The organism is Streptomyces durhamensis, assembly GCF_000725475.1.
Taxonomy (GTDB): domain Bacteria; phylum Actinomycetota; class Actinomycetes; order Streptomycetales; family Streptomycetaceae; genus Streptomyces; species Streptomyces filipinensis.
The window spans coordinates 48868-74439 of the sequence record NZ_JNXR01000016.1 but is presented as its reverse complement, the minus strand read 5'-3'; the positions used below and the strand labels follow the sequence as shown (position 1 = coordinate 74439).

The 25572-nt window shown below is 71.6% G+C and carries 24 protein-coding genes; 18 read left to right on the top strand and 6 right to left on the bottom strand.

All coding sequences use genetic code 11. The annotated features are described in order from the left end of the window. The first annotated feature begins 3 nt into the window (after window positions 1-3). The 6 genes from IO33_RS0124700 (at window position 4) to IO33_RS0124675 (ending at window position 5832) form a co-directional block, all read left to right on the top strand. On the top strand, window positions 4-897 hold the full coding sequence (locus IO33_RS0124700; protein ID WP_031168685.1) for an ABC transporter permease: 894 nt from the start codon (window positions 4-6) through the stop codon (window positions 895-897). A 38-nt stretch (window positions 898-935) separates the two neighbouring features. After that, on the top strand, window positions 936-1751 hold the full coding sequence (locus tag IO33_RS0124695; protein ID WP_031168683.1) for an ABC transporter permease: 816 nt from the start codon (window positions 936-938) through the stop codon (window positions 1749-1751). A 29-nt stretch (window positions 1752-1780) separates the two neighbouring features. Then, window positions 1781-2461: a maleylpyruvate isomerase N-terminal domain-containing protein gene (locus IO33_RS0124690; protein ID WP_051926932.1), complete on the top strand. Its 681-nt coding sequence runs from the start codon at window positions 1781-1783 to the stop codon at window positions 2459-2461. Window positions 2462-2562: 101 nt separating this feature from the next. Then, on the top strand, window positions 2563-2844 hold the full coding sequence (locus IO33_RS0124685; protein ID WP_031168680.1) for a hypothetical protein: 282 nt from the start codon (window positions 2563-2565) through the stop codon (window positions 2842-2844). A 158-nt stretch (window positions 2845-3002) separates the two neighbouring features. Then, window positions 3003-4751, top strand: coding sequence for a carbohydrate binding domain-containing protein (locus tag IO33_RS0124680; RefSeq protein WP_051926931.1), 1749 nt, complete (start codon window positions 3003-3005; stop codon window positions 4749-4751). A 199-nt stretch (window positions 4752-4950) separates the two neighbouring features. After that, window positions 4951-5832, top strand: a complete 882-nt coding sequence (locus IO33_RS0124675; protein ID WP_031168675.1) for a DMT family transporter — start codon at window positions 4951-4953, stop codon at window positions 5830-5832. Window positions 5833-5838: 6 nt separating this feature from the next. On the opposite strand, the gene IO33_RS0124670 is transcribed toward IO33_RS0124675, so the two are convergent. Further along, window positions 5839-6462 (bottom strand): TetR/AcrR family transcriptional regulator, encoded by a 624-nt coding sequence (locus tag IO33_RS0124670; protein WP_031168673.1) that lies wholly within the window; start codon window positions 6460-6462, stop codon window positions 5839-5841. Between the two features lie 88 nt (window positions 6463-6550). Here IO33_RS0124670 and IO33_RS0124665 point away from each other — a divergent pair, with 88 nt between their 5' ends. Beyond that, complete coding sequence (locus IO33_RS0124665; RefSeq protein WP_031168671.1) at window positions 6551-7372, top strand: SDR family oxidoreductase; 822 nt, start codon at window positions 6551-6553, stop codon at window positions 7370-7372. Between the two features lie 209 nt (window positions 7373-7581). Continuing rightward, complete coding sequence (locus IO33_RS0124660; RefSeq protein ID WP_051926959.1) at window positions 7582-8841, top strand: polysaccharide deacetylase family protein; 1260 nt, start codon at window positions 7582-7584, stop codon at window positions 8839-8841. Here the strand turns inward: IO33_RS0124660 and IO33_RS0124655 are convergent. Both IO33_RS0124655 and IO33_RS0124650 read right to left on the bottom strand, forming a co-directional pair. Next, entirely contained in the window at window positions 8808-9470 is a 663-nt protein-coding gene (locus IO33_RS0124655) for a response regulator (RefSeq protein ID WP_031168666.1), read from the bottom strand. The genes IO33_RS0124660 and IO33_RS0124655 overlap by 34 nt on opposite strands. Further along, window positions 9467-10642 carry a sensor histidine kinase gene (locus IO33_RS0124650; RefSeq protein ID WP_031168663.1) on the bottom strand — a complete coding sequence of 392 codons (1176 nt, stop codon included), beginning with the start codon at window positions 10640-10642 and terminating at the stop codon, window positions 9467-9469. Before IO33_RS0124650 ends, IO33_RS0124655 begins: the two co-directional genes overlap by 4 nt. A gap of 208 nt (window positions 10643-10850) precedes the next feature. Between IO33_RS0124650 and IO33_RS0124645 the strand changes: the two genes are divergently transcribed. The 3 genes from IO33_RS0124645 to IO33_RS0124635 all read left to right on the top strand — a co-directional run bounded on the left by IO33_RS0124645 (window position 10851) and on the right by IO33_RS0124635 (window position 13179). Further along, window positions 10851-11771, top strand: a complete 921-nt coding sequence (locus tag IO33_RS0124645) for an ABC transporter ATP-binding protein (protein WP_031168661.1) — start codon at window positions 10851-10853, stop codon at window positions 11769-11771. Beyond that, entirely contained in the window at window positions 11768-12592 is an 825-nt protein-coding gene (locus IO33_RS0124640; RefSeq protein ID WP_031168659.1) for an ABC transporter permease, read from the top strand. Before IO33_RS0124645 ends, IO33_RS0124640 begins: the two co-directional genes overlap by 4 nt. A gap of 368 nt (window positions 12593-12960) precedes the next feature. Continuing rightward, a complete protein-coding gene (locus IO33_RS0124635) occupies window positions 12961-13179 on the top strand; it encodes a hypothetical protein (protein ID WP_157857897.1) in 219 nt (72 codons plus the stop codon). Window positions 13180-13240: 61 nt separating this feature from the next. On the opposite strand, the gene IO33_RS0124630 is transcribed toward IO33_RS0124635, so the two are convergent. Further along, window positions 13241-13804, bottom strand: coding sequence for a GNAT family N-acetyltransferase (locus tag IO33_RS0124630; RefSeq protein WP_031168655.1), 564 nt, complete (start codon window positions 13802-13804; stop codon window positions 13241-13243). Window positions 13805-14240: 436 nt separating this feature from the next. Between IO33_RS0124630 and IO33_RS0124625 the strand changes: the two genes are divergently transcribed. Next, complete coding sequence (locus tag IO33_RS0124625) at window positions 14241-14666, top strand: hypothetical protein (protein WP_157857896.1); 426 nt, start codon at window positions 14241-14243, stop codon at window positions 14664-14666. A gap of 50 nt (window positions 14667-14716) precedes the next feature. Here IO33_RS0124625 and IO33_RS0124620 read toward each other — a convergent pair whose 3' ends face one another. Next, window positions 14717-15598: an SDR family oxidoreductase gene (locus tag IO33_RS0124620; RefSeq protein ID WP_031168651.1), complete on the bottom strand. Its 882-nt coding sequence runs from the start codon at window positions 15596-15598 to the stop codon at window positions 14717-14719. Between the two features lie 185 nt (window positions 15599-15783). Here IO33_RS0124620 and IO33_RS0124615 point away from each other — a divergent pair, with 185 nt between their 5' ends. Both IO33_RS0124615 and IO33_RS0124610 read left to right on the top strand, forming a co-directional pair. Further along, complete coding sequence (locus IO33_RS0124615; RefSeq protein WP_245235875.1) at window positions 15784-17778, top strand: glycoside hydrolase; 1995 nt, start codon at window positions 15784-15786, stop codon at window positions 17776-17778. A gap of 303 nt (window positions 17779-18081) precedes the next feature. Continuing rightward, window positions 18082-19365 carry an alpha/beta hydrolase family protein gene (locus IO33_RS0124610; protein WP_031168647.1) on the top strand — a complete coding sequence of 428 codons (1284 nt, stop codon included), beginning with the start codon at window positions 18082-18084 and terminating at the stop codon, window positions 19363-19365. A gap of 40 nt (window positions 19366-19405) precedes the next feature. On the opposite strand, the gene IO33_RS0124605 is transcribed toward IO33_RS0124610, so the two are convergent. Continuing rightward, entirely contained in the window at window positions 19406-19714 is a 309-nt protein-coding gene (locus IO33_RS0124605) for a hypothetical protein (RefSeq protein WP_031168645.1), read from the bottom strand. A gap of 662 nt (window positions 19715-20376) precedes the next feature. Between IO33_RS0124605 and IO33_RS0124600 the strand changes: the two genes are divergently transcribed. From IO33_RS0124600 to IO33_RS0124585, 4 genes are all read left to right on the top strand, one after another. Then, window positions 20377-21366 carry a trypsin-like serine peptidase gene (locus tag IO33_RS0124600; protein ID WP_037685893.1) on the top strand — a complete coding sequence of 330 codons (990 nt, stop codon included), beginning with the start codon at window positions 20377-20379 and terminating at the stop codon, window positions 21364-21366. Between the two features lie 130 nt (window positions 21367-21496). Continuing rightward, on the top strand, window positions 21497-23143 hold the full coding sequence (locus IO33_RS0124595; RefSeq protein WP_031168642.1) for an APC family permease: 1647 nt from the start codon (window positions 21497-21499) through the stop codon (window positions 23141-23143). Window positions 23144-23248: 105 nt separating this feature from the next. Then, window positions 23249-23968, top strand: coding sequence for a response regulator transcription factor (locus tag IO33_RS0124590; RefSeq protein ID WP_051926930.1), 720 nt, complete (start codon window positions 23249-23251; stop codon window positions 23966-23968). Beyond that, a complete protein-coding gene (locus IO33_RS0124585; RefSeq protein WP_031168640.1) occupies window positions 23965-25368 on the top strand; it encodes a sensor histidine kinase in 1404 nt (467 codons plus the stop codon). The genes IO33_RS0124590 and IO33_RS0124585 overlap by 4 nt, the downstream gene beginning before the upstream one ends. Window positions 25369-25572 lie beyond the last annotated feature (204 nt).

The following is a 25572-nucleotide window of genomic DNA, read 5'->3' as shown; positions in this document are numbered from 1 at the left end:
GCCGTGACGACCGACGCGACGACCGCCGCCGGCCGGGGTACCGTCCGGCGGCTGGCCGCAACCCTGCACCGCAGGCCCCGGCTGCGGCTGACCCTGCTGCTCACCGCCCCCCTGCTGTGGCTGGCCGTCCTCTACCTCGGCTCGCTGGCGGTGCTGTTCGTCTCCGCGTTCTGGACGACGAACTCCTTCACCTCCCAGGTGGTGAAGGTCTGGTCGACGGACAACTTCCACGAGCTGCTGACCACGCCCGTCTTCCGGCAGGTCATCCTGCGCAGTGCCGGCGTGGCGCTCGCGGTGACCGTGCTGTGCGCGCTGATCGCCTTCCCGGTGGCGTTCTACACCGCGCGTGTGGCCCGGCCCAGGTGGCGCCCGCTGCTCGTGGTGGCCATCCTCACCCCGCTGTGGGCGAGTTACCTGGTCAAGGTGTACGCCTGGCGGCTCATCCTGTCCCAGGGCGGCCTCGCCGACTGGACGCTCGCGCCGTTCGGGCTGAGCGGTCCCGGCTTCGGGCTGCCGGCCACCGTCCTCACCCTGACCTACCTGTGGCTGCCGTACATGATCCTGCCGATCCACACGGCCCTGGAACAGCTTCCGGCCGACTTGCTCGACGCCTCGGCCGACCTCGGGGCGCGGGCCGGGCGGACCTTCCGCTCGGTGGTCCTGCCGATGGTGCTGCCGTCGGTCGCGGCCGGCTCGGTGTTCACCTTCTCGCTGAGCCTCGGTGACTACATCACCGTGCAGATCGTCGGCGGCAAGACACAGCTGATCGGCAACCTCGTGTACTCCAACATCGAACTCAACCTGCCCATGGCCGCCGCGCTCGGCACCGTACCGGTCGTCGTGATCGTCCTGTACCTGCTGGCGATCCGTCGCACCGGCGCCCTGCACAGCCTGTAGCCGTCCGTACGCCGGAACACCCCGGAGGAAAGAGCGCCATGCATCTCAGCCGCACCGCGCGCATCGCCCTGCGCACCGGCGCCGGGCTCGGTTTCGCGGTGATCTACGTCCCGCTGCTGCTCGTCCTCGTCAACTCCCTCAACCCCGACCGCAGCGCGAGCTGGCCACCGCCGGGACTGACCTGGCACTGGTGGTCGGTGGCCGCACACAACTCCGGTGCCCGGCAGGCGCTGTGGGTCTCCGTGAAGGCGGGACTCGGGGCCACCGCGATCGCGCTCGTGCTCGGCACGCTCATCGCCTTCGCCGTGGCCCGGCACCGCTTCTTCGGCCGCGACACCGTGTCGTTCATCGTGGTCCTGCCGATCGCGCTGCCCGGCATCGTCACCGGCATCGCCCTCAACTCGGCCTTCAGCACGGTGCTGGAGCCGCTCGGCGTGGGGCTCGGGCTGTTCACCGTGATCGTCGGACACGCCACGTTCTGCATCGTGGTGGTGTTCAACAACGTCGTCGCGCGGCTGCGCCGTACGGCCGCCTCGTACGAGGAGGCGGCCATGGACCTCGGCGCGACAACCTTCCGCGCCTTCGCCGACGTCACCTTCCCGCTCGTCCGCTCCGCACTGCTGGCGGGGGCCCTGCTCGCCTTCGCCCTCTCCTTCGACGAGATCGTGGTCACCACGTTCACCGCGGGACCCGGCATCGAGACCCTGCCCATCTGGATCTTCGAGAACATGACGCGGCCTCAGCAGGCCCCGGTCGTCAACGTCGTGGCCGCGGTGCTGGTGCTGCTGTCGGTGATCCCGATCTACGTCGCCCAGCGGCTGTCCGCGGACACGGCGACGTCGAGCCGGGTGTGAGAGCCTGGGAAGCCGAGGGAGGGGGACGCATGAGCGCGGGGGACGGCGCCGGCCCGGCGCGGGCGGTGCGCGCGGCGTACGAGGCGGCCCGCGCCGCCGTCGCGGGCCTGAGCGACGAGGAGTCCTGGCTGCCGACCGGCTGCACCGGCTGGGCGGTCCGTGACCTCGTCTTCCACTGTGTGACCGACGCCCAGCGCGCGCTCGTGGCCTTGCACACGCCGGCGCGCGAGCCGGTGGACCGGGACGCGGTGACCTACTGGCGGGACTGGCGGCCGGACACTGCCGGTGCGGCGAACGGCCGGCGCTGGGTGCGGGTGAACGGCAGCATGTTCCTGGACTTCCGTCAGCTCCAGGGCCTGTATCTGGAGACGCTGGCGGCGGCCGTGCACGCGGCGGAGGCGGCCGACCCCGCACAGCCGGTCGCCACACAGGGGCACGTACTGACGGCGGGGGACCTGCTGATCACCCTCGCGGTGGAGGCGACCGTCCATCACCTGGACCTGACCGTCCACCTCCCGCACGCACCGGGCCCGACCGCGCAGGGGCTGGCGGCGGTGCGCACCACGCTGGACGGCCTGCTCGGACGGCCGGGCCTGCCGGACTGGTCCGACGAGCACTACGCGCGCGTGGGCACCGGGCGGGCCGCGCTCACCGAGGCCGAACGGGCCGCCCTGGGCACGGTGGCGGACCGGTTCCCCCTGTTCGGCTGAGCCCCGGCCGGCGCTCGGGACACCCGCCCAACAGGGGACACACGCCGACGACCCCTGCGCGGCGCGGAGCCCGCCGGCCGGGTAGATGGAACTCTGCGGCCATGAACAAGCCGCCCAGCATCGACGGGTACGTGGACCGCGTCACGGCCGGCCCCGGCGGCGCGCTGACCGACGAGGTCGGCGTCATCACCGGCGACCTGACCGTCGCGACCATCCTGCTGTCCGACGGCCGCAGCGTGCGCGTCGCCGTCCAGCACTCCGGCAGCGACACCTGGTACACCCTCGCCGGCAGTCCCGCCCCGGTGCCCGCCGGCCGTCTCGCGGCGTACCACCGTGACCTGCTGGGCCGCATCCGCCGCGGAGGCGGCACGCGCGCCACCTGACCGGCAACTCCCGTAGCTGTCGCGGCGGTTGACTTGTCCCATGAACACGCAAAAGGAAGCTCCCACACCTTGACCGCCGCCTGGTCCAGACCAATCATGGCCTAGACCAATAGCCCCGGCCGGGCCGCACCGCGTCGTTCGCTATCCGGGAGTACCCGATGACCCGTCCGAGACCCGTACGCGCCCTGCTCGCCGGCCTGGCCACCCTGGCCGCATCCGCGGGGCTCGCCCTGGGGGCCCAGGGCACCGCGCACGCGGCGACCCCGCTGCCCGCGCACGTCTTCGCGCCCTACTTCGAGGCCTACAACGGCGACAGCCCCGCCGCGCTCGCCCAGGCCTCCGGCGCGAAGTACCTCACCATGGCCTTCCTGCAGACCGACAAGAAGGGCTCCTGCACCCCGTACTGGAACGGCGACACCGCCACGCCCGTCAGCTCCTCCGTCTTCGGCTCCGACTTCACCACCATCCGCTCGCGCGGCGGCGACGTGATCCCCTCCCTCGGCGGCTACGCGGCCGACAACGGCGGCACCGAGATCGCCGACAGCTGCACGAACGTCGACTCCGTCGCCGCCGCCTACGAGAAGATCATCACCACCTACGACGTCTCCCGGCTCGACCTGGACGTCGAGGACAACTCCCTCACGAACACCGCCGGCATCGACCGCCGCAACCAGGCCATCAAGAAGGTCCAGGACTGGGCCGCCGCGAACGGCCGCACGGTGCAGTTCTCGTACACCCTGCCGACCACGACGACCGGGCTCGCCGACAGCGGCCTCGCCGTGCTGCGCAGCGCGAAGAGCGCGGGCGCCAGGATCGACGTCGTCAACCTCATGACGTTCGACTACTACGACGGCGCCACCCACCACATGGCCACCGACACCGAGACGGCCGCGAGCGGACTGCACGACCAGCTGGCCGAGCTGTACCCGAACCTGTCGGACACCCAGCTGTGGAGCATGGTCGGCGTCACCGAGATGCCGGGTGTCGACGACTACGGCCCGGCGGAGACCTTCACCACCGCCGACGCCACCACGGTGTACGACTGGGCGGTCGCCAAGGGCATCAACACCCTCTCCTTCTGGGCCCTCCAGCGCGACAACGGCGGCTGCCCCGGCTCCGGCGCCTCCGACACCTGCTCCGGCATCGCCCAGGACACCTGGTACTTCACCCACACCTTCGCACCCTTCACCGGCGGTACGACGACCCCGCCGGCCGATGACTTCTCCCTCGCCCTCTCCCCCACCACCGCCACCGTCGACCCCGGCGGGGCCGCGACCGCGACGGTGCGGACCTCGGTGACCTCCGGCAGCGCGCAGACGGTCGGCCTGACGGTGAGCGGCGCCCCGAGCGGGACGACCGCCTCCCTCAGCCCGTCCTCGGTCACCGCGGGCAACACCTCCACCCTCACCGTGAAGACCGGCACCACCACGGCACCCGGCACCTACACGCTGACCGTCACCGGCACCGCGGGCCCGACCCGGCACAGCTCCACGCTCACCCTGACGGTCAAGGGATCCGGCGGCACGGCCGTCCTCGGCAACGGTGACTTCGAGACCGGTTCGCTCACGCCTTGGACATGCGACAGCGGGGCCGCGGTGGTCTCCTCCCCGGTGCACGGCGGCGCGCACGCGCTGAAGACCACGCCCTCCGCCTCGCAGACCGGTCAGTGCGCGCAGACCCTGGCCCTGAAACCCCACACCTCTTACACCCTGAGCGGCTGGGCGCAGGGCCCGTACGCCTACCTGGGCGTCAGCGGCGGTGCGACGGCCAGTTCCTGGACCCCGTCCTCCTCGTGGTCGAAGCTGACGGTGCCCTTCACCACCGGCGACTCGGGCGCGGTCACGGTGTACGTGCACGGCTGGTACGGCCAGGGCGCGGTGCACGCCGACGACCTGGCCCTGAGCTGATCCACCCCTTTCTGCGGCCCCGCTCGCCGATCAACGGGCGGGGTCGTCCGGCCGTCGGCCTCCGGGGCCACGGGACGCCTCCCGTCACCCGTCCCCGGCCCGGCTGACCGGCGCCGTGATCAGGCGTCCGGCCACCGCCGTCCGTAGGCTGAAGGGACCGAAGCTCCTTGCGGAGGCCTCGCGCAGGCAGGAGACGGTCGTGATCGAACTGGCCGCGGTGTTCGCCGTCGCGGGAGCCGCGAGCAACGCCGTGGGCACCGCCTTCCAGCGCAAGGCCGCGTCCGCCAGCAGCCGTGGCGGGTTGCGGCTGCTCGCGGAGCTGGTCCGCCGGCCCTTCTGGGTGGTCGGCATGTGCGGTGTGGTCTGCGCCGCACTGTTCCAGAGCCTGGCCCTGGTCAACGGCCCGCTCGCACTGGTCCAGCCGCTGTTCATCCTGGAGCTGCCCTTCGCGCTGCTCGTCGCCGCCCCGCTGATGCACAAGCGGCTGCCCCGCTCCGGCTGGTGGGGTGTCGGCGGCTGCGTGGCGGGCCTCGCCGTCCTGCTGATCGCCGCGGCCCCGCACGGCGCCACCGACCACGCGCCGCTCACCCGCTGGCTCCCGGCCCTGTGCCTGTGCCTCGGCGCCATGGCCGCGGCCGTCCTGCTCTCCCGGCGGAGCCACTCGCCGGCCCGCCGCGCCGCGCTCCTCGCGGCGGCCTCCGCCACGGGCAACGCGCTGACCGCCGCCCTGCTGAAGTCGGCCTCCGGCACGTTCGCCGACCACGGCTTCACGGCGTTCCTGCGGTCCTGGCAGACGTACGGCTTCGCGCTCACCGGTGCCGTGGCCGTGATCCTGCTGGAGAACGCGCTGCAGGCCGGGCCGCTGGCCGCGGCGCAGCCCGCGCTGACCATCGGCGACGCGGTGGTGAGCCTGACGCTCGGCATGACCCTGTTCGACGAGCGGGTGCGCACCGGCTGGTGGCTCCTGCCTGAGGCGGGCGGCGCCCTGCTGATCGTCGTGGGCGTGGTGGTGCTCAGCCGGGCGGTCCAGCACATCACCGTGGCGCCGGTCGCGGCCGGGCAGCGGCACCCCGCGACGTGAGCGGCTCTAGCCGGCCCGGCTCCGCGCGATCCCGTCGATCCAGGCGTGCAGCCGATCGCCGTGGGTGGCCATCAGGCCGGGGTCGCGCAGGGTGTTGGTGAGCACGGACAGGCCCTGGTAGGCAGCGACGAGTTCGACCGCGAGGGCGTCCGCGTCGGCGCGGCCCAGCTGGGTGAACTGGGACTCCACCCAGTCGAGCAGGGCCCGCATCACCTTCGCCGCGGCCCGGTCCAGGCCGTCGTCGCGCTTGTCGAGCTCGGTCGCGAGGGTTCCGAAGGGGCAGCCGAAGCGGGCGGCGGTCTCACGCTGATCGACCCAGCCGGCGACGAGCGCCTTCAGCCGGGCGGCCGGGTCCGGGAGGGCGTCCAGGCGGTCGGTGAGGGCGTCGAGTTGCGCGCAGTGGTCGTCCACCGCGGCTTCGACCAGCTGGTCCTTGGTCTTGAAGTAGTAATAGACGTTGCCGAGCGGCACCTCGGCCGCACGGGCGATGTCGCCGAGGGTGGTCTTCTCCACGCCCTGCTCATGGAAGACCTGGACAGCCGCCCTCACCAGGCGCTCACGTTTGCCGCCCCGGCCGGAACGCCCGGGGAACGCGGCCCGGCCCGTGGCCGTGGATTCTGAGTCAGTCACCTGACTGAGGATAGACAACCAGCGGCCCGCCGACTAATGTCGCTTCTTAGTTAGTCAACTAACTAACTCCATCGAGAGGGGCATAGCCATGATCGTCGTCACGGGCGCCACAGGGAATGTGGGACGGGCTCTGGTCAGGCGGCTGACCGAGGCCGGGGAGACGGTGACGGCCGTCGCCCGGCACGTCGGGACGGATGACGTACCGACGGGAGTCCGGGCCGTCGCCGCCGATCTCGGCGACCCACAGAGCCTCGCTCCCGCACTCGAGGGCGCCAAGGCACTGTTCCTGCTGGTGGCCGGCGAGGATCCGGCCGGCCTCCTGCGCCGGGTCGCCGCGGCCGGTGTGGCGAAGGTGGTGCTGCTGTCCTCGCAGGGCGCGGGCACCCGGCCACAGGCGTATGCGCACGCGGCGCGCTTCGAGGCGGCCGTGGCCGGGTCGGGGCTGCCGTTCACCGTGCTGCGCTCGGGCGGGCTGGCCTCGAACGCGCTGGCCTGGGCCGAGCCGGTGCGCCGGCATCGCACCGTGGCGGGACCCTTCGCCGACGTGGCGCTGCCGTTCGTCGACCCGGCGGACGTCGCCGCGGTGGCGGCGGCCGTGCTGCGCGAGGACGGACACGACGGCGCCACCTTCACGCTGACCGGTCCCGAGCCGACCACCCCGCGGCAGCGGGCGGCCGCCATCGCCGCCGCGCTCGGGGAGCCGGTGACGTTCGTGGAGCAGAGCCGCGAGGAGGCCCGCGCGGAGATGATCCGGTTCATGCCGCCCGCCGTCGCCGAGGCCACGCTCGCCGTCCTCGGCACACCGATCCCGGAGGAGCAGACGGCCACCGGCGACGTGGAGCGTCTGCTCGGCCGGCCCGCCGCTCCGTTCTCCGCGTGGGCGGCACGCAACGCGGCGGCGTTCCGCTGAGCCTCGACGGGTTGCCCCACACGGCCGGCCCGGTGGCCGCCACCGCAGGGCCGGCCGGGTGACGTGTGCGGCACTCGGCCATGCCGTCACACGCCACACCGCACTAATTAACCGTTTTATCCCTTTATCAGCTCTATGGTGCGAGCGGACAAGAGTGTCGGCTGAGGTGACGCGCAAGGCATCGCGACAGGGCGCGGGTTGGGATGGCGATGAGCGGAATCAGCCGCCGGAGTGTGGCTCGTCTCGGCCTCGGCGCCGGCATCGGTGTGGCCGCCGCCTCGTTGGCCAGGTGCGCAGGCGGTTCGGACGAGGACGGCACGGCGCCGCTGCAGGGGCCGCCCCGGCTGATCGGGGACGGCTCGACGTCGTACACCGGACGGCAGCCCCACCAGCCGGCGCCGCCCGAACCCCTCGAACCCGGTCAGACCCCGCCGCAGTTCGTGGTGTTCTCCTGGGACGGCGCCGGCGAGCTGGGCACCGGCCTGTTCCCGCGCTTCCTGGAACTGGCCCGCACCCACGGCGCACACATGACGTTCTTCCTGTCCGGTCTCTATCTCCTGCCGGAGGACAAGAAGCGGCTCTACGATCCGCCGAACAACCCGGTCGGCGCCTCGGACATCGGCTACCTCACCGACGAACACCTCAAGGCGACGCTGAAGTACGTCCGCCAGGCCTGGCTCGACGGCCACGAGATCGGTACGCACTTCAACGGGCATTTCTGTGTGGGTCCCGGATCGGTCGCCAACTGGACTCCGGAGCACTGGCGTTCGGAGATCGAGCAGGCGCGGATGTTCGTCAAGTCCTGGCGGTCGCACACCGGTTGGCACGACGATCCGCCGCTCCCGTTCGACTACGACAAGGAACTCGTGGGCGGCCGCACCCCCTGCCTGCTCGGGCAGTCGAACCTGCTGCCGGTCGTCCGGGAACTGGGCTGGCGCTACGACGCCTCCTCTCCCGGCGGGCTGCAGTGCTGGCCGAGGAAGCGGGGAGGCGTGTGGGACCTCCCGCTGCAGAGCATCCCGTTTCCCGGGCACCGGTTCGAGGTGCTGTCCATGGACTACAACATGCTGGCCAACCAGTCCAAGAACACGACGCGGGGCCCCTCCTACAACTACCCCTACTGGCGCGCCCAGGCAGCCCAGGCGTACATGGCCGGCTTCCAGCGGGCGTACGACACGAACCGGGCGCCGCTGTTCGTCGGCAACCACTTCGAGGAGTGGAACGGCGGCATCTACATGGACGCGGCCGAGGAGGCCCTCAGACAGATCGCGGGCTGGAGCGACGTACGCCTGGTGTCCTTCCGGCAGTTCGTCGACTGGCTCGACGTCCAGGACCCCGCGATCCTCGCGAAACTGCGCACCCTCCAGGTGGGCGAGAAACCGGAGGGCGGCTGGAGCGCCTTCCTGCGCCCGGAGAAGCGCGGCCAGGGACGCCATCAGCGAGGCGGTGCGACGAGCCCCATCTCATAGGCATGGATGACGAGCTGGACCCGGTCCCGGGCGCCCAGTTTGGTGAGCAGCCGTGAAACGTGCGACTTGGCGGTGGCCACCGTGATGAAGAGGTCCTCGGCGATCTCGGTGTTCGACCTGCCGCGTCCGACCAGGGTCAGCACTTCCCGTTCCCGCTCGGTGATGCCCTCGACCGGCCGTGGGGAGCGCTCGGGGGCAGCCGCGGGGCGCCCGATGAAGTCCGCGATCAGACGGCGCGTCACAGCCGGGGCGATCAGTGCGTCGCCTGCGGCGACCACGCGGATCGCCGCGAGGATGTCGTCCAGTTCCATGTCCTTGACCACGAAGCCGCTCGCGCCGGCTCGGAGTGCGCCGTAGACGTGGTCGTCCTCGTCGAAGGTGGTCAGGACGAGGACGCGCGTGGTTGTCGGACCGGCCGTGATCAGGCGGGTGGCCTCGATCCCGTCCATGCCGGGCATCCTGATGTCCATGACCGCGACGTCGGGGCCGGTATCCCTCACCAGTTGGACGGCCTCGGCGCCGGTGGCGGCCTCACCGACGACCTCCAGGTCGGGATGATCGGCCATGATCACCCGTAGGCCGGACCGCACCAGCGGCTGGTCGTCGGCGAGCACCACCCGGACGGTCATCGGTTCTCCCCCGTAACTCCGACAGGTGCGGGCAGCGGCAGCCTGGCCGCCACCCGGAAGCCGCCCTCGGGGCGGGGTCCGGTGCTGAGGTGGCCGCCCAGCAGGCCGACCCGCTCCCGCATGCCGACGATGCCGAAGCCGTGGGGCGAGCCGTTCTCGGTGGCGCCGCGCCCGTCGTCGACCACCTCCACGGACAGTTCCTCGTCTCCGTAGTCGATGGCCACCCGGCAGTGCCCGGCGCCTGCGTGGCGGACCACGTTGGTCAGCGCCTCCTGCACGATGCGGTAGGCGGACAGGTCGATGTCGGCCGGCACAGGGCGCTGCTCCCCGCTGCAGCGCACGTCGACGCGTATCCCCGCGTCCGCGGTCGCTGCCGCGAGCCGTTCGACTTCCGCCAGCCCCGGCGTGGGTACGAGCGGTGCCTGCTGCGATGTGGTCGCGTCCTGGTCGGCCCGGCGGAGCGACACCAGCGTGCGCCGAAGGCCCGACAGGGTCTCTCTGCTGGTGGCCTCGATGGCGTGCAGGGCTTTGCGTGCCTCCGCCGGCTGGGTCTGGATGACCCGGTTGCCCACACCGGCCTGGATGGCGATGATGCCGATGCTGTGCGCGACCATGTCGTGCAGCTCCCGTGCGATCCGCAGCCGTTCGGCGGTCACGGCCTCGGCCACCTCCTGTGCGCGCAGCGCAACCGCGTGCTCGCGGCGCTCGCGACTCAGCAGACCGGCCATGCAGGACGCGCCCATCGCCAGGAGGGCGATCACCGCGTTGACGGTCAGGCTGTCCCCGTGCGCGAAGCCGCCGATCACCAGGAGCTGCACGGCGGCAGACACGGCCACAGCAACCATCGAAGCGCGCCGCGCGCAGGTGCCGACGAGGAAGCCCAGCACGAGGTCCACCGCCAGATACGACAGGAACTGGCCCTGGTACGACGGCGCCAGGCTCTCGTGGACCGAACTCGGAGTGCCCACCACCACAGCAGTGGATCCGAAGAGTGCCATGGCCAGAGCCAGCAGCGGCACCCGTCGCACCACGCCGCCGAGCAGGCTCACAGCCAGCAGTGCCCCGGCACCGTGGACCGTGCCCGACGCCCGTGGCGCACCCCCCACCAGCAGACCCACCACAAGGAGGTAGGAGGAACCCCCCGTCCAGGCCACGGCCTTGGTTCTCGTCATCGGCGGCATTCCCTCCCGGGAACGACACCGCGGTGCGCGACGCGCGCGGGCAACGACGTGATCGTCATGGGGTTCACGCCGCGAGACTAACCCGCCACCGCCGGCGCGGCATCAGCCCGGGGACGTACGCCCACGGACCGACCCGGCCGCACGATTGCCGCCCATGGCACCATGCCCGGACGGGGGTCCTCTCGGCAGTGTGGGCGCCGTGATCGAAGTCAGCGAACTCACCAAGCGCTACGGCGGCAAGACGGCCGTCGACCATCTGTCCTTCACCGTGCGGCCGGGCCAGGTCACCGGATTCCTCGGCCCCAACGGCGCCGGCAAGTCCACCACCTTGCGGATGATCCTCGGCCTGGACGCGCCCACCACGGGCGCCGCCACCGTCAGCGGCGTCCCCTTCCACCGCCACCCACGCGGACTGCGGCACGTCGGCGCCCTCCTCGACGCCGGACAGATCCACGGCGGACGCAGCGCCGCGGCCCACCTCTGGGCTCTGGCCCGCAGCAACGGCATCCCACGGCGCCAGGTGGGCGAGGTGCTGCAGGAGGTGGGGCTGGCCGAGGTGGCGAACCGCCGCATCGGCGGATTCTCGCTCGGCATGAAGCAGCGGCTGGGCATCGCCACCGCCTTGCTCGGCGACCCACCCGTGCTGATGTTCGACGAGCCGATCAACGGGATGGACCCGGAGGGCGTGCTCTGGGTACGCCGGCTCTTCCGGCGCCTGGCCGCCGAGGGGCGCACGGTCTTCCTCTCCAGCCACCTGATGTCGGAGATGGAGAACACCGCCGACCAGCTGGTCGTCATCGGCCGGGGCCGCCTCATCGCCGCCGAGCCACTACGGGACTTCGCGGCCCGCGGCACCCGTCGCAGCGTCGCGGTCGCGACACCCCAGGCCGCTGAGCTGGCGGCCGTGCTGACCGCGGCGGGCGCCTCGGTCGAGCCCGAGGGCTCGGCGGGCGCCGAGAAGCTCGCCGTGACCGGACTCACGGCGGACCGGATCGGGGCGCTCGCCTTCGAGAACGGTATCCGGTTGCACGAGCTGACGCCCCGTAGCGCCTCACTGGAGGCGGCCTTCATGGAACTGACCGCCGACAGCGTCGAATACCAGGCAGGAGAGTCCCGATGACCGCACTCGCCTCCGGCTCCCCGGCCCCTCCCGTCGCCGGGCCGCCCGCCCGCTTCCGCGACCTGCTCGCCTCCGAGTGGATCAAGATACGGTCCCTGCGTTCCACCCCGTGGGCGATCGGACTCACCCTCCTGTTCGTCGTGGGGTCCGCAGCCGTGGCCACGCTGGCGGACAAGGCTGCAGGCTCCGGACCCGTCGAGTTCCTGCCCTTCGACGCCTACCCGGCGGCCGGATACTGGACGCTGATGCTTGTCGCCGGCAGCATGGGCGCCCTCACCGTCGTGAGCGAATACAACAGCGGGCTGATCCGCACCACGACCGTGGCCGTCCCCGCCCGCGGCTCGGTCGTGCTGGCCAAGGCGGCCATCACCGGCGCGCTGTGGGCCGCGGTCGGCACGGCCGCCTCCACCGGTTCCTTCCTGCTCTCCCAAGCCATCCTGGACGGGCACCATGCCGGCGTTCCGATCACCCACCCGGGGGTGTTCCGGGCGCTGGTGGCATCCGCGTTGCTGGCTCCGGTCTGTGCCCTGGTCGGTCTGGGCCTCGGCGTTCTGCTCCGGCATGCCGCCGGGACCATGGTCACCAGCGTCTTCACACTGCTGATGCTGCCCACCATGTTCTCGGAGACCGACCGCTGGTCCGCGGACGTCAAACACGCGCTGGTGGCTGCCGCGTGGAATCGCCTGGTCCAAACCTGGGAGCCGGATCCCGCGTCGCTGGGCTACACCGCCACGGTCCCTGGCTCCTGGATCGTGTACACGCTCTGGCCGCTGATCACGGTCGCACTCGCCGTGCTCGTCGTGAGGCACCGCGATGTGTGAGCGTGTCTGATCGCCGAGCACGGTGAGCAACTGCGGCGGCTCGACCGGGTCCGGCAGCGAGTCCAGATCCGACCACGCGATCCAGGCATGCGTGTCCCGGTTGGCCTGCTCTTCGGGGAGCAGGCCAGTCCGCGCCAGGGATGTCTGCTCGTCGGCAAACCGAGCGACGAAGAAATGCTCCGTCCCGGTGTCCTCGACCAGGTCACTCGTGCCGCCGCCAACGGCGTCTCGCCGGACTCGACACCCCCTCCGGCGGCGAGCGGCATACGGGGCGGACTGACGCCGCTTGTGCCGAGGGAGCGGAGGTTTCGTCACAGGCGGGCAACGGGCGTGCCCGCGCAATGTAATGCTCACCTAAGGTCCCGGTCATGAGCATGCCTGTCACTGCCCCAAGGTCCTTCTCGTCCACCGACGTACTCGCTCTGGGCGGCCGACGGGGCAGCGGCTACCACAGCAGCTATCACGGCGGTTACCACCACTACGGGAGCTCCGGATCCGGCGGCGGCGCCGACGTCTGGGTATGGGTCCTCATCCTGATCGTCGTGGTCGTGGCCATCCTGGTCTGGAACGCCAAGCGTGACCAGTGACAGGACGGCCGCACCCTCGAAGTACCCCGAGCGACTGCCCGAACGGCCGTGCACACGGTGGCTACTGCTGCTCCCACTGGTCCTTGGTGATCTCGTACCGCACGCCGCCGAACTCGGAGCCCTCGATCATCTCCATGTCGGGAGGAGCAGGGATGGTGTCCGCGGATCTCATCCGGAGCTTCTCCATGATGTTGTGCGAACCGTGGTTCACGGACATCGTCTCGGCCCAGACCATGCGGACACCGAGTTCCGTGAACGCCTTGCCCAGCAAGGCCCGCGAGCCCTCGGTGGCATAACCCCTCCCCCATGCCGCCTGCCGCAGCCGGTAGCCGAGTTCGACCTCGTCCAGCGGGACCTCCGGCTCGGGACGCAGGATGAACCAGCCGATGAACGCACCGCCGTCCTTCTCGTGCGCGGCGAACAGTCCGAGGTCGCCGCCCCACTTCTCGCAGCCGGCGAGGATGTTCGGCAGATGGCGCTCGCGGACGAGTTCCGGCGCGGTCGGACTGCCGCCGGTCAGGTAGCGCATCACCGCCGGGTCGCTGTCCAGCTCGATCAGCAGGTCCGCGTCCTCGGCGGTGAACCGGCGCAGGGCCAGGCGGTCGGTCTCCGGGTAGGTATCCACGAGTCGATCATCCCTGATGAGCTATGGCACGGGCCGCGACCGCCCTGGCCGCCCAGCAGCCGCGCCGCCGCATGCATGGACCGAGCCGGCTGAGCCGGGGCCGGCGTTCGCGCATGGGATCCTGCCAGCGGGGCGCGCTGTATGCGTCGGCCTACATGCCCAGCCCAGTCACACCCTCCGAGATGCAACACACATGCCACAGTGAGAACCTAGTCACGAGGGCCGTCACATAGTGGCCCGGCGCGTTGGGCCTGAGGCCCGCGAACCAGTGCGATGAAACCCAGGTCACCAGCAGGCCCCTTCATGGCGTGAGACCGCGAGATCTGAATCCGGCGCCGATGTGGGACCGCTCCGACGCAGGCGGGCACGGCGGCCGACAAGTCTCCGCTCAGCTGGAAGGACGGTGGGAAAAATGGCTGCACCGATGCTGCGCCGGATGGCGATGGTGCTCTCCTCCTGCGCCGTTGCCGCAGGAGGTGTGATAGCGCCGGCGGTCACCGATGCCGCTGCGGAAGGGTGCTACGTGGACGCCTTCCCACCTGGTGGCGGCACGAACATAGGCGGGTCCCCGAACAGGTATAAGTGGGATAACACGCCTTACATAGGAGCGCGGTACAACCGGTGCAACGGGTACGTCTATGTCATCTACGGCGGGTACAACGCCACGCACTACAACGTTCGCTGGGTCGCGCCGGGTGGTCCTTGGGAGCAGGGCGAGCTGGACGCAGGGAAGGGATTGTGGTCGTGGCCTGCCCGCCACGGCGACTACAACCTCGTGGTCCAGGCGTGCAACCGCGGCGGGTTCCTCTCGCGGTCGAAGTGCACCAACTGGTCTCCGCAGCTCTACCTCAACACGCGGTGACCGCCTAGGCGTTGTGGGCGGGGCCGGCCAGGGTTGGACCGGTTGTTCCATCAGCTGAACTCGGCCGCATGGTCGACGGCCCACCTCGCGAAGGTGCCAGCCGGTCGGCCGGTGAGGCGCTCGATATGATCGGTGGTGCGGTGTGACTCCGGCCGGCGCTTCGAGGCAGCGACCAGCGCTTCCACCAGCCGCTCGGGGCGCCCGTCTGCGAGCATCCGTGACCGTGCGAGGTCAGCGGTGACCGCTTGGAAGCGCAGACGGCGCCGGAGCGCGGCACCGAGGAGGGCGACCTGGTCGGCGCGACTCAGCACCTCGGGGCCCGTCAACAGGTGTGGTTCATGGTCGAGTTGGTTGTGCTGCCCGAGCAACACGGCTACGGCCGCACCGGCGACATCACGCTCGTCGACGACGGCTGTGCGAGCCATGTCCGGGCCTGACACCACGTCGCCGGCCCGCAGTTGCGACGCCCAGCCCCGGGCGTTGGACGCCAATGTGTCGCTACGCAGCACCCGGGGGCGCAGACCAGCATTGCGGAGCAGGGCTTCCATGTCCGCGTGCACCTGAACGATGGGATCACTCTGGGTGGCGGCCTCGTCGTCTATGGCTGTCGAGGACAGGTAGACGACACGGGGGGCCGCTGCGACGAGTTCCGCGACCAGGTCGTGGGCGGGGGCCGAATCGAGCAGTGGCCAGAGGAGAAAGACGGCGTCGATGCCCACGAGCGCCGCGCGCACCGCAGCGGCGTCGGTGAGGTCGCCCACCGCCCACTCGACTCCGGGGCGCGCAACCGTCTGCTCGCGCACAAGGCATCGTACGAGCGCACCGCGCGCTCGGAGACGGTCGACGACCTCACGGCCGAGGTTGCCGGCTGCGGCGGTGACCAGGATTGATGAACGGCAAGGGGTACCCGCGGGGCCAGTGGTGTCGGGCATGACCGAGACGCTAAGGGTTCAGGTCGACATGAAGGCAAGGCGCCAATGGTCAACCTCGACGACTGTCCGGACTGCGCGACATTCGTCCGTGAGACCTGAGCCGTCCCCCTCGCAGTTGGCCGACGAGCCGATCCCACCGGCGGCCTCTCACATCTCTCTTATGTCCGGTCGCCAGAGTCACGGCCGTGAAGGCGAGGAAGCTCAAGAAGACCAAGACACAGACGAAGATCATCGCGGGGGGCGGTGCCCTGCTGATGGTCGGTGTGATCGGCACGGCCGCCGCGTTCGGCACCGCCCCGCAGGAGGCCCGCCGCATCGAGGCGCACGGCGACCAGCTCGACGTACCGGTCGACGGCGGCCGCGCCGTGGTGGACATCAGGTCCCTGGCGGTGCGGGCCCACGCGGCCGACGGCCGCACATGGCAGCTCTCGGCCCCCGCGTCCGGCGGTCTGGGCACGCCCGGGAAGGTCACCGTCCGCGGTGGGACGGCCAGTTGGCGCTACGGCGACCGCGGCCTGGCCGTCACCGCGTCCTCGCGGGACGGGCGCCTGGCCGTCACCGTACGCTCGGCTCGACGGTCCAGCCTGACCTGGCCGGTCTCCGGCACGGACCGGACGACCCAGGAACTGCAGGTCCCGCGTGGCGAGGGCCTGGCCGTGCCGGTCGCCGACCGGTGGTGGAACTCCGCCGCAGGCGGCCTCGCGGGAACCGAGGCCGACATGGCCGGCGGCCTGACCATGCCGTTCTGGGGCACCAGTCAGCCCGGGCGGCACGGCACGAGCTACATCGTCGAGTCCGACATCGGCACGACGCTCAGGTTCGTCTCCGCCGGCGGTCGTCTGCACACCGAGGCCGCGCACGCGTTCTCGGCACGACAAGCCACGGGAAGCTACACGGTGACGTTCGCCCTCACCGACGGATCCCCCGTGGCGGCGGCGCGCGACTACCGCGCCTGGCTCCAGGGCCACGGTGGCATCACGACACTGCGGCAGAAGATCGCGCGCAATCCCGAAGTCGCCAAGCTGGTGGGCGCGTTCCACGCCTACGCCTGGGGTAAGGCACGGACCGCCGAGGGCGTGCGCCGGCTGCGCGAGCTGGGGATCGACCGGATGTGGCTGGGCTACGACGCCGACGACGCCCCCATGGACCGGAAGGCCACCCGCCTCGCCCGGCAGGCCGGATATCTCGTCGGCCCCTACGACTCCTGGGCCAACGCGCAGGACCCGTCGTCGGCCGACACCCCCGTGTCCGCCTGGCCCGTCCCGGTGTGGCAGGCCACCTGTGTACGCCACGCGGACGGCACGATCGTCACCGGATTCGGCGACCGCGGTTGTTATGTGAGCTCCGAAGCGCTCCGGCGCGCCGAGCCCTCCCGGCACTACCTGTCCGACCGCACCAGGAAGATGACCGCGGACGGTGCGAACAGCTACTTCCTCGACGTCGACGCCGCGGGTGAACTGTTCGCCGATCACTCTCCGGCGCACCCGATGACCAAGGCCCAGGACCGCCGGAACCGGCTCTCGCGCATGGCGTGGCTGTCCGGCGACCGCCGCCTGGTGCTCGGTTCGGAGAGCGCGGGTTCCTGGGCCAACGGAGTGCTGGCCTTCAGCCACGGCTCCGGCACACCGGTCGACGACCGGCTGTGGAAGCTGGAGCGGGACCGCGCGGCCTGGGGCCGTTACGCCCCCGCCGCCGCGCCGGGGGTGTTCTTCCAGCCCGCGCACCTGCCGGCCGACCTCGCGAAGGCGATGTACGACCCGAGGTACCGGGTGCCGCTCTACCAGACGGTCCTGCACGACTCGGTGATCAGCACCGAGCGCTGGGAGCTGTCGTGGTCGAAGCTGCCGGACCAGAGCCGCACCCGCGCCCTGCTGGCGATGCTGTACAACGTGCCCCTCAACCTGGTCCTCGACCAGTCCGAACTCGACCGCCACGGCACACGGATCGCCCAGCTGCAACGGTACTTCGAGCCGCTGCACAAGGCGGCGGCCACACAGCCGATGACCGACTTCCGGCGGCTGACGCACGACGGTCTCGTCCAGCGCACCACGTTCGGCAAGGGGGTGCTGACCATGACGGCCAACTTCTCCACCAGGTCCCATGACGGACTGCCCGCCGGGTGCGTCGACGCGGTGGTCAAGGGTGGTGAGAAGCACCGGTTGTGCCCCACGGGTCTGTGAGGCGCGTCCGGCTCCTCGCGGCGGACCACGGGCTCATCGGAGCCGGCCACCGACTCCGCGAAGCGGGCCACCCACCCCTCGGAGCGGCCCATCGAACGCTCGCACGGACCACCGGCTCCCGGCACGGGCCAGGGTTGCCGGCACGGGCCAGGGCTCCCGGCACGGGCCAGGGCTGCCGGCACGGGCCACGGGCTCCCGGGGCGGGACAGGGGCTCCCGGGGGAACCCCTACGGATACCCCGAGAGACAAGATCGGGGGCTTCCCCGGATGTGTGGGGAGCCGACGGGCCGTCAGGCTTGGTCCATGACGAATCATCTCCCGCGCCCTCGTCGCAGGGGCACCCCGCGACGAGCGCTCGCCGCCTGCGCGGTCGCCGCGCTGTGCACGCTGACCGCCGCTCTCCCCGCCGCCGCGTCAGCCCGTGCCGCCCCCGCCGGTCCGACCACGTCGTCGTCCTCCCGTCCGCTCGCCCTCCCCGCCCCGACCGGCCCGTACCGGGTCGGGGAGGTCGACCTGCACCTGGTGGACCGCTCACGGCCCGATCCCTGGCGGTCCGGGCAGGACACGCGCGAGTTGATGGTCAGCGTGTACTACCCCGCGACACACACGGCCGGTCGTCCGGCCGCGCCGTACATGCTGCCCGCGGCGGCCGCCCACTTCGACGACGTCACGGCTGACGGGTACCTCGGGCTGCATGTCCCGGCCGGCCGGGCGGACTGGGCGCGCACCGTCACCCATGTGACCCGGAGTGCCCCGGTGGCCGCCGGGCGGCACGGGCGGCTCCCGGTGGTGCTCTACTCCCCGGGACTGGGCGAACCGCGCACCTGGGGCACGACGTCGGCGACCGATCTGGCCAGCCGCGGTTACGTGGTCGTCACCATCGACAACACCTACGAGTCGCCCGAGGTCCAGTTCCCGAACGGCTCCCTGGCCACCCTGTCGCTGCCCTCGGACGGTACCGACTCCTTCCTGCGCAAGGCGCTGGCCGTCCGGGTCACCGACACCCGCTTCGTCCTGGACCAGCTCCGGGAGCTGAACAGCGGCCGGAACCCCGACGCGGACGGACAGCCGCTGCCCCACGGCCTGACCGGGGCGCTGGATGTGGCCGAGGTCGGCATGTTCGGCCATTCGATGGGCGGCACAGCCGCCGCACTGGCGATGGACGCCGACCACCGGATCACCGCGGGCATCGACATGGACGGCAACCTGACGAACTACGACGGCTCGCTGATGCCGGTCGCCGAGCACGGCCTCGACCGCCCCCTGCTGCTCATGGGCAAGGACGGCGACACCGACACCGGACCCGGCTGGCAGGCGTTCCGCGCCCACACCCCGGGGTGGAACCGCCAGCTGACCCTGCTCGGCTCGGAGCACGCCTCGTTCACCGACGCCGAGGCCCTCGTGCCGCAGCTGCATCTGTCGCCCTGCGACCGGACCGACGACATCGGCACCATCGATCCGGCCACCGCGATACGCACCAACGAGGCCTATGTGTCCGCCTACTTCGACCACTGGCTGCGCGGCCGCAGCGGACGGCTGTTGGAACGCCCGTCCGCGAAGTACCCGGACATGGTGTTCGTGAAGTGATCGCGGCGGTTCGCGGGTGCGAGCGGAAGCGGTACGAGGGCTAACAGGAGGGAGAGGCGAAGCGTGTCAGCTGGTCCTTGACCCACGGGTCGTACACTGCCAGGCGATGCCGAGCGGCAGGGGCGAACCACTCCAGCTGGCCGGCGACCCACGGGTCGATCCGTTGTTCGGGGCCGCTTCGGCAGGGCGTCCCCTGCGCGGTGGGCAGCGCGGCCGTGGTACCGACGGTGCCGTGTCCGCTCGGCCCCGCGGTGGCCGCCGCAGCGGTGCCGCCGGCGGCGAGGAGGGCACCTGCGGCCATCGCGGTGGCCGCGCCGGCCGCCCCGGCGCTCCGTATCAGCTTCTTCATCGGCCTTCTCCTTCCGGTAGGGCCCATGACCGTGCGTGTGCGGTCCCTGGCCGACGGTCCCGTTCCGCCGTGGCCGGCGGACCGTCTCCATGGCTGGTAGGGGCGTCTACCCAGGAGGACACGCTCCACTCGTCTCCCGTGCCCATGCCCGTGCCCATGCCTGTGGCCGGAAGCGGCCGGGGCCCGCCGGTGCGCCGACGGAAGAAGCCGGTTAGAAGTGGCCGGCGCCGGGGAAGCGGGCCGTCGACGACGGCAGGCCGGTGTGCGTGCCCCAGCAATCGCGGTGCCTGCCGCGGGACGGTCGTCGATGGCCTTGGGCCTCGGCTCCGGTACCGACTTCCCGAGCGGTCGGCGCGGCGAAGGGTGCACACCCTTGGCCGAGGGCATGGGGACAGTCCTCGACGCGGGGGCCGGCCGTGGTCGTGCTCGACGGCGCGCCGGACGCGCCGCCACCGACGCCCCACCCAGCAACCCCGGCCATGACCGCCGCCCGCTGCCGACGAGGTGCCGACCGTACCCCCGCCGCGCCCGATGGCTTGAACGCCCCCGTCGACGGAAGCCGTACCGCCGCGCCGTACGCGAATCGCGGGGGCGGACGCTGTGCCGCCCGCTGCCGCGGGCTTATGGTGGGCCGTCACTTGCGGCTGCTGTGAGGGGAACTGATGGGACCCGGGACCAGGATCGCGCGATTCGCCGCCGTCGGTACGGCAGCCCTGCTGCTCTGTGCCGGCCTCACCAGCACGGCATCCGCCGACGGCACCACGGACGGCCCGGACCCGCTCGCCGCCCGGCTCGACGCCTACTGGACCCCGGCCCGCATGGCGGCCGCGCTGCCCGCCGACCTCGTCAAGGGGAGCAAGGGGGGTGCGGCGGCGCGCGACGGGTCCCCCGCGGTGGACGGGCCCCGGCCGGGCGAGTACATCCCGCCGAGTGCGAGCTTCGACGGCATCCCCCAGGCCGGCACCTTCTTCTGGACGGACGCCACCGGCACCGGCCGCACCTGCAGCGGGTCCGTCGTACGCAGCCCCGGCCGCGACCTGGTCCTGAGCGCCGGCCATTGTCTGAAGGGCTATGCCGGCGGCTCCGAGCGTCATCTGGCCTTCGTGCCGCAGTACCACGACGCCCGCAAACCCTTCGGGGTCTTCCCGGTGCGCACCGACGGCGTCTACGTCCCGCAGGAGTACTACGACCTGGGTGAACACGCGGGCGCCCGCTACGACTTCGCCTTCGCGGTCACCGAGGCCAACCAGGACGGCACCCGCGTCGAGGACGCGGTCGGCGGGGTGCGGCTGCTCACCGGGACGGGCTACTTCCACGCCCCGGTCCGGATGATCGGCTATCCGGCGGGGGCGGAGAAGCCCTTGGAGTGCTGGAGCTGGACCACCAGATGGGACAGTGACGACCCGGCCGACCCCGGTACGTTCCCCCGCATCGCCTGCGACGCCTTCGTGGGCGGCACGAGCGGCGGCCCGATGCTCGTACCCGAGCCCGACGGCTGGGCGGTCGTCGGGGTGATCGGCGGCTACCACACCGGCGGCAACACCCCTCAGGTCTCCTACAGCGCGTACTTCGGCACCGCCACCCAGGCCCTGTACCGCGCGGCGGTCGGCGGGGACCCGCCGGCCGGCCCCGGCCCCGCCTCCGGCTCATAGATGAACCGACGCACCGGGGAAGTCCGCGCCTGCCCGTGTCCCGAAAGTTCGTGCCTGCACGTCCACTGCCAAGACAAGGTCACCGTGGCACGATAGGGGTGAATATCACCCCATCGAGAGGGTGTGGACCATGGCCGTGTCAGAGACTGCACCCGGTCCGAAGACCCACAAGCCCGGTCTCCGGCGTGAGATCGGCTTCGTCGGTCTCATCTGGGCCTCGGAAGGCTCCATCATCGGTTCCGGGTGGCTCTTCGGCGCACAGGGCGCCCTGGCGGCCGCCGGTCCGGCCGCGATCATCTCCTGGGCCATCGGCGGCCTGGCGATCCTGATCCTGGCGCTGGTACACGCGGAACTCGGCGGCATGTACCCGGTCTCGGGCGGCACCGCCCGCTTCCCGCACTACGCCTTCGGCGGCGCCGCGGGCGCGTCGTTCGGCTGGTTCTCCTGGCTGCAGGCGGCCACCGTGGCACCCATCGAGGTGCTCGCGATGATCACCTACGGCCAGCACTACTCCTGGGCGAGCGGCTGGGAGAAGGTGGAGGGCGGCGAGCACGTGCTGACCCCGCCCGGCATCGCCGTCGCGGTCGGTCTGATGGCGGTCATCACGGCCATCAACTTCCTCAGCATCCGGCTGCTGGCCCGTACCAACAGCGCCGCGACCTGGTGGAAGGTCGGCATTCCGCTGCTGACGATCTTCGTGTTCGCCATCGCCCAGTTCCACACCGGCAACTTCACCGCGGCCGACGGCTTCAACCCGTACGGGGCCAAGGGCATCCTGTCGGCCGTCTCCACCAGCGGCATCATCTTCGCGCTGCTGGGCTTCGAACAGGCCGACCAGCTGGCCGGCGAGAGCGCCAACCCCAAGCGGGACATCCCGCGCGCGGTGATCGGGTCGATCATCCTGGGCATCGTGATCTACATCCTCCTGCAGGTCACCTTCCTCGCCGCGCTGCCCGCCTCCCAGATCGGCAGCCACTGGGCCAACTCCGCGTTCACCGCGCTCAGCGGGCCGTTCGCGCAGGTCGCCACGCTCATCAGCCTGGGCTGGCTGGCCACGGTCCTCTATCTCGACGCCGTGGTCTCCCCCGCCGGCACCGGTCTCATCTACATCACCGGTTCCTCCCGGGTCTCCTACGGCCTCAGCCGCAACGGTTACGTGCCCTCCGCCTTCGAGACCACCAACCGGCGCGGTGTTCCCTGGGTCGGTCTGATCACCGCCTTCGTGATCGGCTGCGTCTGCTTCCTGCCGTTCCCCAGCTGGCGTTCCCTCGTCGGCCTGATCACCAGTGCCAGTGTGCTGATGTACGCCGGTGCCCCGCTCTCCTTCGGGGTGTTCCGCAACCGGCTGCCCGAGGCCCACCGTCCCTACCGGCTGCCCGGCGGCGGCTGGCTCTCGCCGCTCGCCTTCATCGTCGCCAACCTGCTGATCCTGTGGTCGGGTTGGACTACCGACTGGAAACTCGGCGTCGCCATCCTGCTCGGCTACGTCATCCTGATCGCCAACCGGGTGTTCAAGATGAACCCCATCACCCCCCAGCTCGACCTGCGGGCCGCGCAGTGGCTGCCGGTCTACCTGGTGGGCATGGGGCTCATCGTCTACCTCAGCGACTTCGGTCCGCTCAAGCACCCCTGGTTCCCGCTGTGGTGGGACATCGGTGTCGTGTCCGTGTTCAGTCTCCTCGTCTACTACTGGGCCATGGCGGTCGCCCTGCCCAGCGAACAGATCCAGCGGCTGATCGACCAGGTCGTCGTTCCGGAGGAGGAGGAGATCCTCTGACGTCCCGCCAGAAGGCGTGGCGGCTCGGGGGAGGGGGAGTCCGCCCGGCAGGTCGCGGCCTGTTCTAAGAAGCTCTTAAGAGCACCCTTTGGCAGGCTGGACCCCATGAACGACGCTGCTCAGGACGTGTCCCCCGCCGGTGACTCACGCGTGCTGGTCGTGGACGACGACCCCGAGGTACGCGCCGCCCTGGAGGACGGCCTCGCCCTGGAGGGCTTCACCGTCCAGGGGGCGGCGGACGGACACGCGGCCCTGGCGGCCGTGGCGCGCTGGGAGCCGGACGCACTGGTGCTGGACGTGATGATGCCGGTGGTGGACGGGCTCGCGGTGTGCCGGCAGCTGCGGGCCCTCGGCGACCGTACGCCGATCCTGGTGCTGACCGCGCTCGACGCGGTCAGCGACCGCGTCGACGGACTGGACGCGGGAGCGGACGACTACCTGGTCAAGCCGTTCGCGCTGGACGAGCTGGCGGCCCGGCTGCGCGCCCTGCTGCGCCGCGCCGGCCCGGCCACGCCGGCTCCGTCCGCGCAGCTGCGCTTCGCCGACCTGGTGGTGGACCCGCAGAGCCGCACAGGGCAGCGCGGCGGGCGGCGGCTGGAGTTCACCCGCACCGAATGGAGCCTGCTGGACCTGCTGCTGCGCCACCCCGGGCAGGTGCTGGAGCGGGAGACGATCACGCGCTGGGTGTGGGGCCGGGACCTCGGTCCCGACTCCAATTCCCTCGCCGTCTACATCGGCTACCTGCGCCGGAAACTGGAGGCCGACGGCGCCTCGCGGCTCGTGCACACCGTGCACGGCGTCGGCTACCGGCTGGACGAGCGGTGACGCGGCTCCGCCGGCACCGGCGCCCTCCGCTGCGCCGCCGGCTCGCGCTGACCGCGTCGGCAGCGGTGGCGGGCGTGGCGCTGGCGGTGTGCGCGGGCGCGTACGCCGTCACCGTCTACACCCTGCACCGGCAGTTCGACCTGCAGCTGACGCAGGCGGCCACGCTGGCTCTGCAGCAGCACCGGCAGGAAGGCCCCGGGGTGCAGGCCGGGGAGTGCCGGTACCTGGCCGCGCCCGCCTGTGCCCAACTGGTCTCCGAGTCTTCCGCCGCCGACCCTCGCCGGGCCTATCTGCTGCCCGTCACCGGCGCGGTGCGCGAGGTCGCCGGCCGCCGCCGGGCCCCGTACTTCAGTACGGCCTCGGTGGACGGTCATCCGGTGCGGGTGCTGACCACGCCGGCCCGCCGAGGGCTGGCCATGCAGGTCGCGCTCCGCTCGGACGGGGTGCGGCACGCCGAGCGGCAGGCCGCCGGACTGCTCGCCGTGATCGGCGGGGCGGGGGTGCCGGTCGCGGCGCTGCTGGGCTACTGGGTGTCCCGGTCGGGTCTGGCTCCGGTGAGCCGGCTGACGTCGACCGCGGAGCGGATCACCGCCACGCGTGACGCGGGACTCCGTATCGAGCTGCCCCCCGAGTCACGAGGCAGCGAGGACGAGATCGGCCGGCTCGCCGTCTCCTTCAACACCATGCTCGACGCCCTGGAGGAGTCGCTCGCCGCGCAGCGGCGCCTGGTCGCCGACGCCTCGCACGAATTGCGGACGCCGCTGACGGCGTTGCGCGCCAACGCGGAGATCCTGCTGCGGGCCGAGCAGCTGACCGCGCGCCAGCGGGAGCGGGCGACCGGCGCCCTCACCCGCCAGCTGCGGGAGGTGACCACGCTGGTCAACGACCTGATCGACCTGGCGCGCGGCGAAGAGCCGGAGCAGGCCCTGGAGTTGGTGCGGCCGACGGCACTGCTGGAGCACGCGGTGGCGGCCGCCCGCGATCACTGGCCCCATGTCCCCTTCACCCTCGACAGCGGTCCCTCGGCGGCATCCGCCCTGACCGCCGCGGTGCCGAGCCGGCTGACGCGGCTGTTCTCCAACCTGCTGGACAACGCCGCGAAGTTCTCTCCGCCCGGCGGCCCCGTCGAGGTGGCGGCGCACCGGCCGGCGGACGGCGAAGGGCTGGAGATCACCGTCCGCGACCACGGTCCCGGCATCGACTCGGCCGACCTTCCTCATGTGTTCGACCGCTTCTACCGGGCCCGCACCGCGCGTGCCCTTCCCGGCTCGGGCCTCGGCCTGGCCATGGCCCGGCAGATCGCCCACACCCACCACGCCGAACTCACCGCCCACCAGGCCCCGGGAGGCGGCGCCCTGTTCCGGCTGCGACTGCCGACGGACACAGGCGTGGCACCCTGAGCCGTCGGCTCGGCCGCAATCTCCGGGCCACCGAGCCGCTGTCGGAGCGCCGTACGGCCGTAAGACACGCCGCTTTGGCCCTGTGGGATGTGTTCTCCCGCGCCAACCGGTCCGGCCCTGCCGGAATATGACGTCACGTCAGGCGAACGGCTGGTTCTGTACCGCGTGTGCTTGACAGCAGGGGCCAAAGGGGCCAGTTTTCGG

Bases quoted from the DNA above. Each gene is read 5' to 3' on its own strand.
- IO33_RS0124695 (WP_031168683.1), top strand. From the start codon at position 936: ATGCATCTCAGCCGCACCGCGCGCATCGCCCTGCGCACCGGCGCCGGG.
- IO33_RS0124640 (WP_031168659.1), top strand. From the start codon at position 11,768: ATGACCGCACTCGCCTCCGGCTCCCCGGCCCCTCCCGTCGCCGGGCCG.
- IO33_RS0124625 (WP_157857896.1), top strand. From the start codon at position 14,241: ATGGCGATGGTGCTCTCCTCCTGCGCCGTTGCCGCAGGAGGTGTGATA.
- IO33_RS0124600 (WP_037685893.1), top strand. From the start codon at position 20,377: ATGGGACCCGGGACCAGGATCGCGCGATTCGCCGCCGTCGGTACGGCA.
- IO33_RS0124660 (WP_051926959.1), top strand. From the start codon at position 7,582: ATGAGCGGAATCAGCCGCCGGAGTGTGGCTCGTCTCGGCCTCGGCGCC.
- IO33_RS0124665 (WP_031168671.1), top strand. From the start codon at position 6,551: ATGATCGTCGTCACGGGCGCCACAGGGAATGTGGGACGGGCTCTGGTC.
- IO33_RS0124680 (WP_051926931.1), top strand. From the start codon at position 3,003: ATGACCCGTCCGAGACCCGTACGCGCCCTGCTCGCCGGCCTGGCCACC.
- IO33_RS0124620 (WP_031168651.1), bottom strand. From the start codon at position 15,598: ATGCCCGACACCACTGGCCCCGCGGGTACCCCTTGCCGTTCATCAATC.
- IO33_RS0124655 (WP_031168666.1), bottom strand. From the start codon at position 9,470: ATGACCGTCCGGGTGGTGCTCGCCGACGACCAGCCGCTGGTGCGGTCC.
- IO33_RS0124650 (WP_031168663.1), bottom strand. From the start codon at position 10,642: ATGACGAGAACCAAGGCCGTGGCCTGGACGGGGGGTTCCTCCTACCTC.
- IO33_RS0124595 (WP_031168642.1), top strand. From the start codon at position 21,497: ATGGCCGTGTCAGAGACTGCACCCGGTCCGAAGACCCACAAGCCCGGT.
- IO33_RS0124610 (WP_031168647.1), top strand. From the start codon at position 18,082: ATGACGAATCATCTCCCGCGCCCTCGTCGCAGGGGCACCCCGCGACGA.
- IO33_RS0124605 (WP_031168645.1), bottom strand. From the start codon at position 19,714: ATGAAGAAGCTGATACGGAGCGCCGGGGCGGCCGGCGCGGCCACCGCG.
- IO33_RS0124590 (WP_051926930.1), top strand. From the start codon at position 23,249: ATGAACGACGCTGCTCAGGACGTGTCCCCCGCCGGTGACTCACGCGTG.
- IO33_RS0124635 (WP_157857897.1), top strand. From the start codon at position 12,961: ATGAGCATGCCTGTCACTGCCCCAAGGTCCTTCTCGTCCACCGACGTA.
- IO33_RS0124685 (WP_031168680.1), top strand. From the start codon at position 2,563: ATGAACAAGCCGCCCAGCATCGACGGGTACGTGGACCGCGTCACGGCC.
- IO33_RS0124690 (WP_051926932.1), top strand. From the start codon at position 1,781: ATGAGCGCGGGGGACGGCGCCGGCCCGGCGCGGGCGGTGCGCGCGGCG.